The sequence below is a fragment of the Allobosea sp. Root381 genome (genome assembly GCF_001429395.1).
In the GTDB taxonomy this organism is placed as follows: Bacteria; Pseudomonadota; Alphaproteobacteria; order Rhizobiales; family Beijerinckiaceae; genus Allobosea.
Genome location: NZ_LMJT01000043.1, coordinates 100,169 through 116,713 on the forward strand (window position 1 = coordinate 100,169; position 16,545 = coordinate 116,713).

A 16,545-nucleotide genomic window follows, 5' to 3' on the forward strand; every position below is an offset into this window, starting at 1 on the left:
ATGGCGAGCACGCAACCGATGCCCCCTGCCGCGCCAACCCAGAGCAGCGCCGGGGCGCTCCACCGTACACCGCTGCAGCGTGCGCTGCGCGCCTTCGCCGGCTCGCGCCTCGCCATGCTGGGGCTGATCGCGCTGGCCGCCATCGTCGCGCTGGCGATCGCGGCGCCCTGGATCGCACCGCAGAATCCCTACGACCTGATGCAGCTCGACATCATGGACGGCCAGCTTCCGCCCGGCTCGACCGCGGCGACCGGCATGACCTACTGGCTCGGCACCGACGAGCAGGGACGGGATATGCTCTCCGCCATCCTCTACGGGCTGCGCATCTCGCTGCTCGTCGGGTTCGTCTCGGCGATCGCGGCGGCGGCCATCGGCACGACGCTGGGGCTGGTCGCGGCCTATTCCGGAGGCCGTACCGACAATGCGATCATGCGCATCGTCGACCTGCAGCTGTCCTTCCCGACCATCCTCGTCGCGCTGATGATCCTGGCCTTTCTCGGCAAGGGCGTCGGGAACGTCATTCTCGCGCTGGTGATCGTGGAGTGGGCGGTCTATGCGCGCACCGCCCGGGCCAGCGCGCTGGTGCAGCGCCGCAAGGAATATGTCGAGGCGGCACTATCCTACGGCTCGTCCGGCCTGCGCGTGCTGTTCCGCCATCTGCTGCCGAACTGCCTGCCGCCGCTGATGGTGATCGCGACGGTGCAGGTCGCGCGCGCGATCGCGCTCGAGGCCACGCTGTCCTTCCTCGGCCTCGGCGTGCCGGTGACCGAGCCGAGCCTCGGGCTGCTGATCGCCAACGGCTATCAGTTCATGCTGTCGGGCAAGTTCTGGATCAGCTTCTACCCCGGCATCGCGCTGCTCGTGACCGTGGTTGCGATCAACCTGATCGGCGATCGCCTGCGCGACGTGCTGAACCCGCGCAACGCGGACTGAGGCGGCCGGCCGCGGAGCGCGCCCGGCCCATCGTTCAAGGCGGCCCTCAGGCCGCCTTCTTGCCAGCGTCGAACGGAATCTCCACGTCAACGGCGAGCGTCGAGACCTGGGGACCACGCTCCATCCTGACCGTGACCTTGTCGTCGTCGATCTGCATGTGCTTGGAGATGACGCGCAGGATCTCGTCGCGCAGCTTGGTCACGAGGTCCGAGCCGCCGGCCGAGGCACGCTCATGCGCCAGCAGGACCTGAAGCCGCTCGCGGGCGGCGGGCGCCGACTGGGAGCGGGAAAAAAAACGACGCAGGTTCATGCCGCTTTCCTTCCGAAGAACTTGCCGAAGAAGCCGCGCTTCTCCCCGGGAACGGCGACCGGCAGGGTCTCGCCCCTGAGCCGGCGCACCGCATCGAAATAGGCCACGGCCGGGGCACTGCGGCCATCCGCCAGGGTGACCGGCGAGCCGAGATTGGAGGCGCGCAGCACGTCCATGCTCTCGGGGATGATGCCGAGCAGCGGGATCGAGAGGATCTCGAGCACGTCGTCGACCTTGAGCATGTCGCCGCGCTCGGCCCGGACGGGATCGTAGCGGGTGAGCAGCAGGTGTTTCTCCATGCGCTCGCCGTTCTCGGCCTTGACCGTCTTGGAATCGAGCAGGCCGATGATGCGGTCGGAATCGCGTACCGAGGAGACTTCCGGATTGGTCACGACGATGGCGACGTCGGCATGGCGCATGGCGAGCGTGGCGCCGCGCTCGATGCCGGCCGGGCTGTCGCAGATGACCCAGTCGAAGGACTTCTTCAGCGCCGCGATGACCTTCTCGACGCCGTCCGACGTGAGGTTGTCCTTGTCGCGGGTCTGCGAGGCCGGCAGCAGGTAGAGCGATTCCAGCCGCTTGTCGCGGATCAGCGCCTGCGTCAGCTTGGCCTCGCCCTGGATCACGTTGACCAGGTCGTAGACGACGCGCCTCTCCGCGCCCATGACGAGATCGAGATTGCGCAGGCCGACGTCGAAATCGACGACCACGACCTTCTCGCCGTTCTGCGCCAGGGCGGCGCCCAGTGCGGCGGAGGACGTCGTCTTGCCGACGCCGCCCTTGCCTGATGTGACCACGATGACCTTGCCCATTGACCTCTCCTGCTTGTGTGGACGCGCCGTCGTCTCAGGCGAGTGACCCAACCTTGAATGTGTCGCCTTCCAGCCAGAACTGGACGGCCTTGCCGCGCAGCTCGGCCTCCAGGTCCTCCGCCGTCTTGTAGTAGCCGTCGATGGCGACGAGCTCGGCTTCGAGCTTGCGGCAGAAGATGCGCGCCGTGGCGTTGCCCATCGTGCCCGCCAGGGCCCGCCCGCGCAGCGTGCCGTAGACATGGATCGAGCCGCCGGCGACGATCTCGGCGCCCGAGGCCACCGACCCAACGACGGTGACGTCGCCTTCGGTGAAGATGATCGACTGGCCCGAGCGCACCGGCTGGGTCACCACCAGCGAAGGCACCGCCTTGGGCAGCTGCGGAATGGCGGGCGCGGCGCTCTCGGCGATCGCGGGCTGTTCCGGCGCCTCGGCCTTTTCCGACGTTGCGGCCTGTTCGGCCGCCGGCGGCTCGATATCCGCCGTCGGGCGGCCATCGGCCATGGCGGGCGGCAGGCTCGCATCGAGCATCGAGGGCCGTGCGCCTTCGATGCCCATGATCCGCACATGCCGGGCGGCGAGCTGGTCGACGAGCTCGCGCAGCTGCGCGCGATCAACCTCGAGGCCCGCGATATCGAGCACGACCGGCCGCCGCATGAAGAAGCCGGTCGAGCGGGAGGCGAGATCGTCGAGACTCATCAGCCAATCCGCGAAGGGCAGCTCCGGGGTCAGCGCGAGCGCAAGGAAGCTCCGCCCCTTGAGGCGGATGGGCCGGGGTTTTGTTAACACGTCGGTCATCTTGGTAAATTTTCGGTTGCCCCGATCTAGCGACGAAATGGTTAACAGTCGGTAAATCGCCGCCGCCTCTGCACAGCGCGGCGAGACGGCATGAGGGCCAATGCAAGCCCTGAGCGTGCTGTGTTTTCTTGGAGCGGCGCGACCATCACTCGCGAGGCGAATATCCGGGGATGACAACGGTTTCATTCCCGTCGCGACAGCCGAAACTAAAGCCTGCTGAAGTCAGTTAGAAACGCGTCCGTCGCGCTCTCCCCGGGACGACCTCCGGTCGCCAGGATGGCGGCCTGGCCCAACGCAAAATCGGAAAGCTTTAAACCAGGACCAGCCGGATCAGCCAGGCGACGGCACCGACCAACAGCACTCCGGCGAGCCAGAGCGCAACGAACCAGAGCAGGCGCGTGGCGGCCGCGCCTCTCAATGATAGCCCTCTTCGGGATCGACCTTGCCGCGGAAAACCCAATAGGCGTAGCCGGTGTAGCAGAGAATCAGCGGGATCAGCACGACGGCCCCCACCAGCAGGAAGAACAGCGAGGTGTCGGGCGCCGCCGCCTCCCGGATGGTGAGGGCGCCCGGCACGATATAGGGATAGAAGCTGATGCCGAGGCCCGCGAAGCTCAGCACGAAGAGCCCGAGCGCGCAGAGGAACGGCTGCAGGTGTTTGTCATGCGTCAGCCCGTGCCAGAGGCCGGCGGCGCAGAGCGCCAGCAGCAACGGCACGAAGGCCGAGAAGAACGCCGTCGGCCAGGCGAACCAGCGCTCGAAATATAGGGGATCGAGAAAGGGCGTCCACAGGCTGACGATGCCGATCAGGGCGAGCGTGCCGATGCCGCTGGCCAGCGCGATGCGGCGCGCCTTCTCCTGCAGGGCGCCGGTGGTCTTGAGGTTCAGCCAGGTCGCGCCGAGAAGCGCATAGCCGATCACCACCGCCGCGCCGGTGGTCAGGCTGAAGGGCGTGAGCCAGTCCCACCAGCCGCCGGCATATTGCCGGTCCGCGATGCGGATGCCCTGGACCAGGGCGCCGAGCGCAATGCCCTGCATGGCTGCGGCCACCGCCGAGCCGAGGGCGAAGCCCCAATCCCAGAGCGGGCGCCAGCGAACCGTGCGGAAACGATACTCGAAGGCGACGCCCCGGAAGATCAGGCCGAGCAGCATCAGGATGATCGGCATGTAAAGGGCCGGGAGCACGGTGGCATAGGCGAGCGGGAACACGGCCATCAGGCCACCGCCGCCGAGCACCAGCCAGGTCTCGTTGCCGTCCCAGACCGGCGCGATCGAGTTCGTCATCACATTGCGGTCCCGCGCCTCCGGAAAGAGCGGGAACAGGATGCCGACGCCGAGATCGAAGCCGTCGAGGATGACATAGGCGAGGACGGCGAAGGCGATCAGCCCGGCCCAGATGAAGCTCAGCTCAATGGCCATGGCGAGCCTCCGAGCCGAGCTGGAAGGCCGGCGTGATGCCCGCGGCGCGGACGGGCCCTTCGTCCAGCCCGCCCCGGTCCCCGTCCCCGCCCGGCGACATCCACATTAGCCGCAGGATGTAGAAGGTGCCGGCGCCGAAGACGAGGAAGTAGACGATGATGAAGGCGACCAGCGATGTCCCCACCGCCGCGGCATCGATGTTGGAAAGGCTGTCGGAGGTACGGAGCACCCCGTAGACGGTGAAGGGCTGCCGGCCGACCTCCGTCACGAACCACCCTGCCAGCACGGCGACGAAGCCCGAGGGGCCCATCGCGACCGCGGCGCGGTGCAGCGCCCGGCTGCTGAAAAGCGTGCCGCGGTACCGCGCCCAGAGCGACCACAATCCGACCGCCAGCATCAACATGCCGAGCCCGACCATGATGCGGAAGCCGACGAAGGGGATCATGGCCGGCGGGCGCCGGTCCTTGGGAAAGGCCTTGAGGCCGAGGATCTCGCCGTCCAGCTCGTGCTTGAGGATCAGCGAGCCGAGCTTCGGGATCTCGAGCGCGTAGCGGGTCTTCTCCGCCTCGTCGTCGGGAATGCCGAACAGGATCAGCGGAGCGCCACGCTGCGTCTCGTAATGGCCTTCCATCGCTGCGATCTTGGCCGGCTGGTGCTGCAGCGTGTTGAGCCCGTGCAGGTCGCCGGCGACGACCTGCAGCGGCGTCACCAGGGCTGCCATCCACATCGCCATGGAGAACATCGTCCGGGCGGACGGGTTCGTGCCGTCGCGCAGCAGATGGAAGCCGCCAACCGCGCCGACGGCGAAGGCCGTGGTCAGGAAGGCGGCCAACACCGTGTGGACCAGCCGGTAGGGGAAGGACGGATTGAAGATGATCTGCCACCAGTCGGTCGGGACGAACTGGCCGTTCTCGGCGATCGCGAAACCGGCAGGGGTGTGCATCCAGCTGTTGGCGGCAAGGATCCAGGTCGCCGAGATCAACGTGCCCAGAGCCACCATCGCGACGGCGAACATGTGGAGGCCATCGCCGACGCGCTTTCGCCCGAACAGGGCGATGCCCAGGAAGCCGGCCTCGAGGAAGAAGGCGGTCAAGACCTCGTAGCCCATGAGAGGGCCGATCACGGGCCCCGCCTTGTCGGAGAAGCGCGCCCAGTTCGTGCCGAACTGGTAGCTCATCACGATGCCGGACACGACGCCCATGCCGAAGGTGACCGCGAAGATGACCTTCCAATACTCGAAGAGGCGCAGATAGGTCTGGTTCCGGGTGGTCAGCCACAGGGCATTGAGCACGGCCAGGAAGCTGGCGAGGCCGATGGAGAAGGCCGGGAACAGGAAATGGAACGAGACAGTAAAGGCGAACTGTATGCGAGCGAGAAGCTCTGCGCTCATTCCCAACATGGCCGGCTCCCCCATCGGGATCGGCAACGCATGCGGGCCCGGGGGCCCACGGCGGCCGAATGAGCGATTGTGGATCAACGACCGGCACAAGGGAACCGGTGCCCGGCCGCCACGGCGACGCAGGCGCGTCATGGCGCGACGACGTCAGCGTAGATCGATGTCGAAGCGGCGCTCCAGGACGACCTTGCCCTCGCTGAGCACCTGATACCGGGCCTGGTAGACGCCGCGTTCCCACCCGGCAGCAGGCCGTTTCACCCCCGCGAAGACAAGGTTCTGGGCCTGATTCCGCTCCAGAGGCTTGGCGCGATGATCGGTCAGGACCTTGCCGGACGGCGCTGTCAGGGCGAGCGACTGGATATCGCCGGCCCTGAGGCCGATGCCGCGGACATAGGCGAGCAGCGCCGGCGAATCGCCGGTCGGCTGCTGCTGCCCGGCATCGCCGGCCTCCAGCGTCGCCATCGTCACGGGGGCGGTGGCAAAGCCGGTATTCAGGACCGCGCGCGGCTGGTAGGCGAGCCCGGCCTGCAGCGCCGGCTGCCACAGCATGTGGCCGGCCCCGCAGGCATTCGGCGGCGCCTCATGGGCGAAGGGATCGACGATCCTGCCGCGATGGCGGAGGATGAAATGCAGATGCGGATATTCGGTGAGGCCGGAGAGGCCGACCCGGCCGATCGGCTGGCGCGCCTCGACGCGGTCTCCAACGTCGACGCGCAGGCTGCCGCGCGCCATGTGGCAGTACTGCGTTTCCCAGCCATCGGCATGCTCGATCACGACCGCATTGCCGCATTCCGAGCCCTTCACGGCCGCGCGGCCGATCTCGTTCACGGAAACATCCGCCACGCCGTCGCGGCGCCGCAGCACTCGGCCGGGAGCCGCCGCCAGCACATCGACGCCTGCCCGCTGCGCGGCCATGGTCGGCAGACGAAAATCCGTGCCGTTATGGTCGTCATAGGACAGGCTGCCGCATTGATGGTCCCGCGACGCGGGGCCCGGATCGGCATCGACATAGTTCTGGACGAAGCAGCTCTGACCGATCTCACAGGCGATGGGCAGTTCGAGACGGGGCGGCTCGTCGGCCGATGCGCCCGTTGCGCCCGCGAGAAGCAAGGCGAGGGATGCGGCGCGAAGCCGGTCGCGAAAGGCCATGCTCAGGCACCCTCCTGCCGCAGCCGGTCCAATCGGATGAAGGACGAGGCGCGGCTTTCGAGCTCCTCCGCCAGCGCCTGGTCGCGGCAGATTTCGACGAAGGGCGAAAGCGTCAGGATGTAGAGCAGGAAGAACTCGATCTGTCGATTGATGCCGAGCTTGAGCATGATCCGCTTGATGTAGGTCCGCACGGTCGCCTCGGTCAGGTCAAGATGGCGGCCGATGCGTACCGGCGGCTCGCCGCGCAACAGCAATAGCACGATCCTCTCCTCGGCCCAGGGCAGGCCGAAAGCCGTCGCGATCCGCTTCGCGCCGGCCGCCGGATCGATCTGCGGGATGATGACGAGCAGCCGGTCCATCTGGTGCCGCTCGGCCGGCGCGGCCCCGATCCAGGCGAAGGCGAAGGCGCGATGGTCGGTCGAGAGGGGAATGATCGTGTTCGCCCAGGCCCGCTCGACACGGGACGCGATCGTGTCGCGCAGGGCCTGCTGCATCGTGTTGTTCACGAGGGTGTTCGAGCCGGCGAGCGTGCCATGGTCGAGATGCACCGGGGTCTTCGCCAGCAGGAGCTGCCGGCCTGCCTCGTTCATCTCGACGACCCGCCATTTGTGGTCGACCGAGAAAGCGGGAAAGGCGAGTTCCTCGACGAGCCGGTCCGGGCTCAGATCGTCCGAGGGCGTCGGCGTGAAGCTCTGCATCGTCGCCCAGATGATGCCCGCCGCGCGCGAGACGCAGTCCTTCTCCGTCGCGGAGAACGGTTCCGCCCGCCAGCCTGCCAGGAAGACGATATCGCCCCCGTCGCCCGCGGGCAGGCGCCCGACAAGCGCATGTTCGGGCTCGTCGCGCTCCCTGCCGAGCAACTCCGTAGCGAGTGTGTCGGCGGGATCGAGGGCGAACAGGCTGGCCGTCTGCCATTCCGCCCGCTGTGCCAGCCGCGTGATCACGTCCGCCGAGGGCTGCACGCTGCTGTCGAAGCCGACCCGGACGGCCTGCACCGCGAAACCGCTCGCCTGCGAGAGCGCGAAGACGAAGCAGCGGCTGCATTCCAGCAGACCGAGGATCGCCCGGCCGAAGGACTCGAGCCCCTTCAAGGCGGGCGCTGCCGGCTCATCCCCGTTCGCCGGCATCATGGCGTCGTCCCGCATCGTCGGTCCCTCCCCTCTGGCATCGAGCGCCAGCAGCCGTGATCAAAACGCCGAGCAGGCCCGCTCAACTCTCCCTGAAAGCACGATGAAGGCGTATCGCCAGCGGCTGGAGCAGATATTCCGCAAAGGTCCGCTCGCCGGTCTCGATGAATATCTCGACCGGCATTCCGGGCTGAAGCGAGACGAAAAAATGGCTGAGTTCCGGCGCCTGACGGAGGTCGACCTCGGCCTTGTAGAAGGATCTGCCCGTCCTCGCCTCGACCAGCGCATCGGGCGTGACCATGGTGACGGAGCCGGCGAGCATCGGCGTGCGCCGGGAGTTGAAGGCGAGGACGCGAACGCGTGCGTGCTGGCCGATCCGAACCTCGCTGCGGTCGATCGGCTTGACTTCCCCCTCGACGACGAGGCGATCCTGCACCGGGACGATACCGAGCAACGTCTCGCGCGGCGGGAGCACGGCGTTGAGGCTGCGGGTATCGAGCCCGACGACGACACCGCTCTCCGGCGCCCTGATCTCGCTGCGCAGCAGCGTGTCCCGCGCGGCCGCGATGCGGTGCCTGAGATCGGCGATCTGCTCGCGGCTGCCGTGGCGCTGCTTGGCGATCTCCTGGAGGCGGTCATAGAGCAGCTGCCGGCGCTGTTCCTCCAGCTCGGCGAGCTTGCCCCGCGCCTGGGCGATGGAAGCCTCGTTCGTGGCGAATTGCGCCTCGGCCTCGGCTTCGGCCCGCTTGAGAGCGAGGATCTTCGGCTTGCGGGCGAGGCCCTTCTTCAGCAGGAACTCGGAATCCTTGATCTCCTCCCGGAGGAAGGCGAGCTGGCGTGTCAGCCCGGCATTGCTGCTCTCGGTCCCGCGGACCGTGTCGGCGAGCTGCTGAACCTGCTGATCGACGCGATTGCGCTGTCCCTGCAGGGCGGCCGCGCGGGCGGTGAACTCGGCGAGCTGGCTTTCCATCGCGGTCTGCGCCTCCGGCCGGGCACTCTGGACCTCCAGTTCCTCGGGGAACGAAATGGCGGTCGCCCCCGCTTGCTCCGCCTGCAGGCGGGCCTCCGAGGCGAGCGTGGCGAACAGGTTGGTCTCGAGCACGCCCAGCGCCGCTTCGCTCTGCGTCGTGTCGAGCCGCGCGAGAAGCTGGCCGCGCTCGACCCTCTCGCCCTCGCGAACCAGGATCGCCTTGACGATCCCGCCTTCCAGATGCTGCACGGCGCGCCGCTGCGACAGCACCTTCACGACGCCGGGCGCGATCACGGCACTGGCCAGCGGCACGGTCGCGGCCCAGGCGCCGAAGACACCGATCAGCAGCGCCAGGCAAATGCAGCCCCAGTATACGAACACCCCGGGATCGGTCCGGAGCGGCTCCTCGGCCGCATCCCAGCGCGCGAGCGCCGTGCGGAGCGGCTGGGCGAGCGCGGAACCCGCCACATCGGGTGGCTCCGGCTGCCGGGTCGTGAGGTCGGCCCCGGTCATCACGGCCTCCTGTCGATGCTGTTGCGCTTGGCCTTGGCGGGCCCGGCCGACGACCGGGTCCGCATCGGCGTGGCACCGGCCATGGTCTGCGGCAGCACCTCGTCCGGCGCGCCGAAGGCGACCGCGACGCCGTCCCGCAGGAACAGGACCAGATCCGCGACCGTGAAGATGCGCGGGCGGTGCGTAACGATGACCAGCGTCGTGCCGCGTTTCTTGGCCTGCCTGATCGCCGCGCAAAGCGCTTCCTCGCCGTCCGGATCGAGGTTCGAGTTGGGCTCGTCGAGGAGGATCAGCTTGCGCTTGCCGAAGAGCGCCCGCGCCAGGCCGATGCGCTGCCGCTGGCCGCCGGAGAGCCTGCAGCCGTCCTGGCCGATCTCGGTCTCGTAGCCGCCGGGCAGGCCGAGGATCATCTCATGCGCGTTCGCCTGCCGGGCGGCCGCCACCACATCCGCGTCGGTCGCGCCCTCGTCGAAACCGGCGATCGCTTCGGCGACCGTGCCGCCGAGCAGCTCGACATCCTGGGGCAGGTAACCGACATAGCGCCCGAGCTGGTCGGGGTCCCAGTTGTCGAGCGAGGCGCCGTCGAGGCGGATCGTCCCTCCCGACGGCCTGTCGAGCGCCGCGATCAGCCGCAGCAGCGTCGATTTGCCGGCGCCCGTCGGCCCGATCACGACGACCACGCTGGCCGGCGGGCAGCGGAAGGAAACGCCCGCAAGGGCCGGGCGCCTGGCATTCTGGTTGCGATAGATGACACCGCTGACCTCGAGCGCCCCGAGCGGCGGGGGCAGCAGAGTCTTGCGCTGGTCGAGCGCGGCCGCGGCAGCCGCGACACGGACCTGGGCCCAGGCATCGCGCGCCGAACTCAGCACGCGCAGACTCGCCACCAGATGCTCGACCGGGGCGAGCGTACGGCTGATGATGATCGAGCTCGCCATCATGCTACCGACCAGGACCTCGTCATGCAGGACGAGCCAGGCACCGGTGCCCACCGCCGCGATCTGGAGCACGATCCTGATCAGCCGCGCGACGGAGGCGATCAGCGCGACGCGGTCATTGGCCCGTACCACTGGCGCCAGGGCCCGGTTGTTGAGCTGCACGAATTCGCGGATCGCGCCATGCGTCCAGCCCATCGCCCGGACCAAATTGCCGTGCCGGACGATACCGTCGAGCGTGCGCTGGGCCCGGGCGGCGGCGCCCGTCGCCTGTGCCCGCTCGGCCCGCGCGACCCGTCCGCTGGCGACGGCCAACAGCAGCAGGAGCAGGGCTCCGACGAGGGCTATCGTCCCGTACCAGGGATGGATCAGGTAGAGCACGAGGATGAAGAGCGGCAGGAACGGCGCGTCGATGAGCGTGCACGCGGTCGAGCTCGCCAGCATGTTCCTGAGCTCGCGCACGCGGACCATGTCGTGGGTGCCGCCCTCGCCCCGCCGTGCGGGATCGATGATCGAGGCCTTGAGCACGAGGGGCGCGAGGAACTGCTCGAGACCGACGGCGAAGCAGCCGAGCAACCGGTTGCGCAGCACCTCGAAGCAGGCGCTGAACCCGATCGCCGCCACGGCGAGGACGGTCAGGGCGATGAGCGTCTCGGCGCTGCCGCTGGTGATAACCCGGTCGAAGACCTGGATCGAGTAGAACGGCAGGACCAGCAGCAGCAGGTTGACGACGATGCTGAAGACGACGACCCAAACGAAGGCCCCGCTTCCCGGAATCGCCGCCAAAAGCGCCCGCCCGCCCGGACTGGCCGTCTCGGCAGCCCTCCTCGGGTCGAACTCGGACGCCGTACGGCTCGCGGACGCGTAGGCCATGTGTCCTCGGGGAATGCAACGAAAGCGGTTTCGACGTGGCCGGCGGCTGGCGACGCGCTCACGCCGCCGGGCTGGTGGCTCAAGGCTGGTCGGGTCGTTTGACAGCCTGCAGGGGCATGTCCGCCTTGGCGGACGAGCCGGAGATCGAAGCCGGGTCGGTCTGGCCGGCAGCACCCTCGAACAGCACTATGCACATGTCGTCGCCTCCTCGGACTTCAGGCTTGCTTCGTTCCTCCGACGTCCCCCTCTTGTTGGTTGCCACAGCCGCGGAAGACGCCGAGTGCCGTGCCTCGCCCGTCCCGCCCCTGCGGCAACGGAGCGAAGCTAGGCAAGGTTATCCTTCTTCATAATCCCCATTTGGTGACAGAAATGCCCGGCGCGCGTCGCGCATTTTTCCGGCACCCCAACGGCATGTTGCAACACGGAAGTATTGACCGGCGTTAACAACGACAAAACCGCAGATCTTGCCGTAGCGCATCAGAATAACGCCGAAGCGAGGCGCATGTTTTGTCTCCAGTTGGGGATTGCGCGCCCCTCCGGCATCTCCTTAGCGTCCGGCACCTTCGCAGACCGTCCGATCGCCCACGAGCGATGCCGATGCGCATGATCGCGCAGTCGCAGCGACGCGCCTGCCGGGAGGCCCATGTGTAAAAGAGGGAGTAAACGCTATGGCACTCATCATTGGCACGCCAGGACCCGACGTCATTCCTCCGCCTGATACGAGCGGCGACGACCAGATCTTCGGCCTTCCGGGCGACGACAGCATCGACGCCGGCGCTGGTACGGACTTAGTCAATGGCGGGGCGGGCAACGACGCCATTCTGGGAGGCGCAGGCGTCGACACATTGAACGGCAATGCCGGCGATGACACGGTCAGCGGCGGTGACGACGACGACATCGTCAGCGGAAATGCCGGCAACGACATCCTGGCCGGCGACGCCGGCAACGACACCGTCAATGGCGGCGCGGGCGACGACACGCTCGACGGCGGCGAGGGCGACGACACGATGTCCGGAGGCGCCGGGATCGACACGATGACCGGCGGGGCCGGCATCGACACGATGACCGGCGGCGCGGGTGACGATACGCTCGATGGTGGCGAAGGCGACGACGACCTGACCGGCGGCGCTGGCAACGACACCTTGAACGGCGACGCCGGCAACGACACGCTGGCAGGTGGCATCGGCAACGATACGCTGACCGGCGGCGACGGCGACGACACCATCGGCGGCGGCGGTGGCGACGACACGCTCGACGGCGGCGCAGGCATCGATACGCTCAGCGGCGGGGACGGTGACGACGAACTCGATGGCGGCGCCGGCGACGATGCGCTGACCGGCGGTGACGGCATCGACACCCTCGCTGGTGGAGAAGGCAACGACACGCTCGACGGTGGCGACGGTGACGACGACCTCGATGGCGGCGCTGGCGACGACGCGCTGACCGGCGGCGATGGCAACGATATCCTCGCCGGAGGCGATGGCATCGACACCCTGACCGGCGATGCCGGTGACGATGATCTGGATGGAGGCGCCGGCGACGACACGGTCGGTGGCGGTGAAGGCGCCGATACGCTCGCAGGCGGCGACGGTGCTGACATCGTGACCGGCGACGAAGGCGACGACACGATGGCCGGCGGCGCGGGGGCCGACGAGCTCGACGGTGGCGACGGCGCCGACACGATCGAAGGCGGGGATGGAGCCGACATCGCGCTCGGCGGAGCAGGCGATGACACGGTGAGCGGCGATGCCGGCGGCGACGAGCTCCGTGGCGGCGAAGGCGCCGACGAACTCGACGGCGGCAACGGCAGCGACGATCTCTATGGCGAGGCCGGCGACGATACCCTGACCGGCGGCGGCGGCACCGACACCTTCCATTTCGGTGACGGCGCCGACACCCCGTTCGGCGACGACGAGGTCACCGATCTGAGCGAGGGCGACGAGGACGTGATCGAGGTCGACGTGCTCGACCCCGCCACCACCACCGTCACCGTCGACGATTCCGGCGCCAGCGTGGTTCTGGATTTCGGCTTCGGCACGATCCAGATCGATGGCGTCACCGGCGGCGGCACCTTCGAATCGATCGAGGACATCAACGACGCGCTGGGATACGAGGCGATCACCTTGGTGTGACGAGGCATTACGCAAGGTTGGTTGGCGGCGCGCCGCGCCGCCAACCCAATAACAACGGCATGTGCCGGGGGGCGACAGCGATCGTGCCTTGACTTCCACCCTTGGGCGCCTGCTTTCCGGCGGGCGCCCAGTCTGTTTCTTCCAACCACCGAAAACCTGCACCGAGAGGCCTGTGTCCTTCGCTTTCCTTCGCGTGCCAGGCGCTTCACGCCCCCATGGTCGTGCGCGCCGCCAAGACGCCAGGCTCCTGTCGGCCGGAGGTGCCGCGGGCTGCCGCGCGCCCTGACGCAACGACTGTATGCGGGCGAGCGAGTGCGGTAATATCGGGCGCTTCAAGCTGGCGGCATCGTTGGTTGGAAGGAGAGACGGCCTTGCGTTCCGTGCGCTGCGCCCTGTCCGATGCTGCCGCCACGACGACGCGGCGCGAGATGCTCGCGCTCGCAGGCGCAGCGGCGGCCTGGGCGGTCCCGGCCCGCGCGCAACGCGCCCCGCTGCCGCTGATCGGCTATCTCGGCTCGGAAACGCCCGACCGCTACGCCAGCCGCCTTGCCGCCTTTCGCAGCGGGCTGGCGGAAGCCGGATATGCCGAGGGGCGCAATGTCACGGTCGAGTATCGCTGGGCGGAAGGCCAATACTCGCGGCTGCCGGCCCTCGCGCAGGAACTGGCTGCGCGCGCCGTCGCCGTGATCGTCGCGCCTGGCGGTGCGGAAGTTGCGCTCGCGGCCAAGACGGCGACATCCAGCATTCCGATCGTGTTCGAGCTGGGTGGCGATCCCGTCGCGCTCGGGCTGGTCGACAGCCTGTCCCGCCCGGCCGGCAATCTCACCGGCGTGTCGAGCCTCAGCGTCGAAGTCTCGCGCAAGCGGCTGGAGTTCATGGGCGAGCTGCGCGCGGGCACAAAGCTGTTTGCGGTCGCGCTCAACCCGGCAAGTCCGACCGCAGGTTCGCAACTGCGGAACGTCCAGGCGGCGGCCGACAGCCTCGGCCTTCAGCTGCATATCCTGAGGGCCAGCGCGGAGCCCGAGTTCGACGCCATGTTCGCGGCCGCCGCCGAGATGCAGGCGGGCGGCCTCGTCTTCACATCCGACCCGTACTTCGCCTATCGCAGCCCGCAGCTGGCGGCGCTCGCGGTCATGCGCGGCGTGCCGGCGATCACCCAGTCCCGCGACTTCCCGCTCGCCGGCGGCCTGATGAGCTATGGCGGCGATTTCGAGCAGTCGCACCGCCATACCGGCATCTATGCCGGCCGCATCATCAGGGGCGAGAAGCCTGCCAACCTGCCGGTCCAGCGTGTGACCAAGGTCGAGATGTGCATCAACCTCAAGGCCGCCAGGACGCTCGGCCTCACCGTTCCGCCCTCGCTTCTGAGCAGCGCCGACCTCGTGATCGAATGACATGACCTGGCCGCTGAGCCGCAGCACGAGCCGAGCCGATGTCCCGCGCCCTCCCGGCGGCCGGCAGCTGTCGCTGTTCAGGAAGTACTTCATCGCCTTGTTCGCCGCGGCCGTCGTGCCGCTTCTGATCGCAGGCGTGAGCGAGGCCTGGTTCGGCTATCGCGACCAGCGCGCCAGCCTGAACGATGTCCTCGATGCGGAAGCGCGGGTGGCGGCCGCGAAGATCGGGGATTTCATGGAGGGAATCCGCGACCAGCTCGGCTGGATGGTGCAGCTGCCATGGGGGTCGAGACCCGACGACAGGCGCAGGCTCGACGCCCTGCTGCTGATGCGCCAGGTCCCGGCCGTGCTCAGCCTCACCCTCGTCGATGCCGCCGGCAAGGAACGCCTGTTCGTCTCCCGCATCGGCCTGAACCGGATCGAGGGCGGCGAGGATATGTCCGAAAATCCCGCTGTGGCGGGCGCGCGCCAGGAGCGCGTGTGGTTCGGCCCAGTGACCTTCCAGCTGGGCTCGGAACCCTTCATGACCATCGCAGTCGCCGGCAATCGCCCGGCCGTCGGCGTCGCCGTCGCGGAGGTCAACCTCAAATTCATCTGGGACGTGATCGCGGCGATCCGGGTGGGGCGGACCGGCGAGGCCTTCGTGCTCGACCGGCCGGGCCGCCTGATCGCCCATCCCGATATCAGCCTGGTGCTGCGGGCGGACGACACCGCGACGCTGCCACTGCGGGAACTGCGGGCGTCCATCCTCGCCCGGCCCGGGGAGGCGATCACCGGGCGCGACCTGTCGGGCGACGAGGTGCTGGCGGCGATGGCGCCGATCTCCGGGGTCGGCTGGAGCGTGCTGGTCAAGCAGCCCGCAGCAGAAGCCTTCGGGCCGATCTATGTCGCCTTGTGGCGCACGCTCGGCCTGCTCATCGCCGGGGCGGTTCTGGCAGCAGGGCTGGCCTACTGGCTCACCCAGCGCATGCTCGGGCCGATCCGGCTTCTGGAGGACGGGGTCGCCCGGATCGGCGCCGGGCAGTTCGACCACCGCATCGAGCTCGCCACGGGCGACGAATTCGGGCGGCTCGCGGCCCGCTTCAACGAAATGGCCGGTGAGCTCGCGGTTTCGCAGGAGCGTTCGGAACGCATCGGGCGCCTGAGGCGCTTTCTCGCGCCACAGGTGGCCGAACTGGTCGAGCGTACCGGCGACGACCATGTGCTCGACGGCCGGCGCGTCGAGGTCGTGGTGGTGTTCTGCGACCTGCGCGGCTTCACCGCCTTCTCGGGCCGCACCGAGCCCGACACGGTGATCGATCTGCTGGACGAGTATTACGGCGCGCTGGAACGCGTGGTGAGCGCCCATGGCGCAACGCTGACCAACTTCTCCGGCGACGGCGCGATGGTGCTGGTCAACGCGCCGGTGCCGCTTCCCGATCCTGCACTGGTCGCCATGGAGATGGCGGGTGCAATGCAGAGAGCCGTCCAGAAGCTGCTCGCCGACCGGCATGCCCTCGACCACCGGCTCGGCTTCGGCGTCGGCCTTGCGATGGGGCTGGCGACGGTAGGGCGGATCGGATCGGAGGGACGGCTCGACTACACCGCGATCGGCAATGTCGTGAATCTCGCGGCCCGGCTGTGCTCGAGCGCAGGCGACGGCGAAATCCTCGTCAACCGGGCCCTCGCCGAAGCGGTCGGGGCCCGCCGCCCCCTGATCCAGCTGGAGTCGCGGGACCTGAAAGGTTTCGACCGCCCCATCACCGTCTTCGCCGCCGGCAGCGCGGCCGGGACGTAGATCGCGGTGCAC

13 protein-coding genes are annotated in these 16,545 nt (G+C 68.5%); 4 read left to right on the forward strand and 9 right to left on the reverse strand.

The window, feature by feature from the left end; translation table 11 throughout:
• Positions 1 to 933, forward strand: coding sequence for an ABC transporter permease (locus ASE63_RS24755; RefSeq protein WP_082610276.1), 933 nt, complete (start codon positions 1 to 3; stop codon positions 931 to 933).
• A gap of 46 nt (positions 934 to 979) precedes the next feature.
• Here ASE63_RS24755 and minE read toward each other — a convergent pair whose 3' ends face one another.
• The 9 genes from minE to ASE63_RS24800 form a co-directional block, all read right to left on the reverse strand.
• Positions 980 to 1,243 carry a cell division topological specificity factor MinE gene (minE, locus tag ASE63_RS24760; RefSeq protein WP_056808052.1) on the reverse strand — a complete coding sequence of 88 codons (264 nt, stop codon included), beginning with the start codon at positions 1,241 to 1,243 and terminating at the stop codon, positions 980 to 982.
• Positions 1,240 to 2,055: a septum site-determining protein MinD gene (gene minD, locus ASE63_RS24765; protein ID WP_056808054.1), complete on the reverse strand. Its 816-nt coding sequence runs from the start codon at positions 2,053 to 2,055 to the stop codon at positions 1,240 to 1,242. Before minD ends, minE begins: the two co-directional genes overlap by 4 nt.
• Before the next feature lie 34 nt (positions 2,056 to 2,089).
• Positions 2,090 to 2,851 carry a septum site-determining protein MinC gene (minC, locus tag ASE63_RS24770; protein ID WP_056808056.1) on the reverse strand — a complete coding sequence of 254 codons (762 nt, stop codon included), beginning with the start codon at positions 2,849 to 2,851 and terminating at the stop codon, positions 2,090 to 2,092.
• Positions 2,852 to 3,265: 414 nt separating this feature from the next.
• Entirely contained in the window at positions 3,266 to 4,270 is a 1,005-nt protein-coding gene (gene cydB, locus ASE63_RS24775) for a cytochrome d ubiquinol oxidase subunit II (RefSeq protein WP_056808058.1), read from the reverse strand.
• Positions 4,260 to 5,669, reverse strand: coding sequence for a cytochrome ubiquinol oxidase subunit I (locus ASE63_RS24780; protein WP_082610287.1), 1,410 nt, complete (start codon positions 5,667 to 5,669; stop codon positions 4,260 to 4,262). Before ASE63_RS24780 ends, cydB begins: the two co-directional genes overlap by 11 nt.
• Before the next feature lie 144 nt (positions 5,670 to 5,813).
• Positions 5,814 to 6,815 (reverse strand): M23 family metallopeptidase, encoded by a 1,002-nt coding sequence (locus ASE63_RS24785; protein ID WP_056808068.1) that lies wholly within the window; start codon positions 6,813 to 6,815, stop codon positions 5,814 to 5,816.
• Between the two features lie 2 nt (positions 6,816 to 6,817).
• A complete protein-coding gene (locus ASE63_RS24790) occupies positions 6,818 to 7,960 on the reverse strand; it encodes a helix-turn-helix transcriptional regulator (protein ID WP_056808070.1) in 1,143 nt (380 codons plus the stop codon).
• 64 nt (positions 7,961 to 8,024) lie between these two features.
• Complete coding sequence (locus ASE63_RS24795; protein ID WP_056808072.1) at positions 8,025 to 9,425, reverse strand: HlyD family type I secretion periplasmic adaptor subunit; 1,401 nt, start codon at positions 9,423 to 9,425, stop codon at positions 8,025 to 8,027.
• Entirely contained in the window at positions 9,425 to 11,230 is a 1,806-nt protein-coding gene (locus ASE63_RS24800; RefSeq protein ID WP_082610278.1) for a type I secretion system permease/ATPase, read from the reverse strand. The genes ASE63_RS24795 and ASE63_RS24800 overlap by 1 nt, the downstream gene beginning before the upstream one ends.
• A gap of 668 nt (positions 11,231 to 11,898) precedes the next feature.
• On the opposite strand from ASE63_RS24800, the gene ASE63_RS24805 reads away from it, so the two are divergent.
• From ASE63_RS24805 to ASE63_RS24815, 3 genes are all read left to right on the forward strand, one after another.
• Positions 11,899 to 13,362 (forward strand): calcium-binding protein, encoded by a 1,464-nt coding sequence (locus ASE63_RS24805; protein ID WP_082610279.1) that lies wholly within the window; start codon positions 11,899 to 11,901, stop codon positions 13,360 to 13,362.
• Positions 13,363 to 13,790: 428 nt separating this feature from the next.
• A complete protein-coding gene (locus ASE63_RS24810) occupies positions 13,791 to 14,756 on the forward strand; it encodes an ABC transporter substrate-binding protein (RefSeq protein WP_056808166.1) in 966 nt (321 codons plus the stop codon).
• Between the two features lies 1 nt (position 14,757).
• On the forward strand, positions 14,758 to 16,533 hold the full coding sequence (locus ASE63_RS24815) for an adenylate/guanylate cyclase domain-containing protein (RefSeq protein WP_056808075.1): 1,776 nt from the start codon (positions 14,758 to 14,760) through the stop codon (positions 16,531 to 16,533).
• Positions 16,534 to 16,545: the final 12 nt, after the last annotated feature.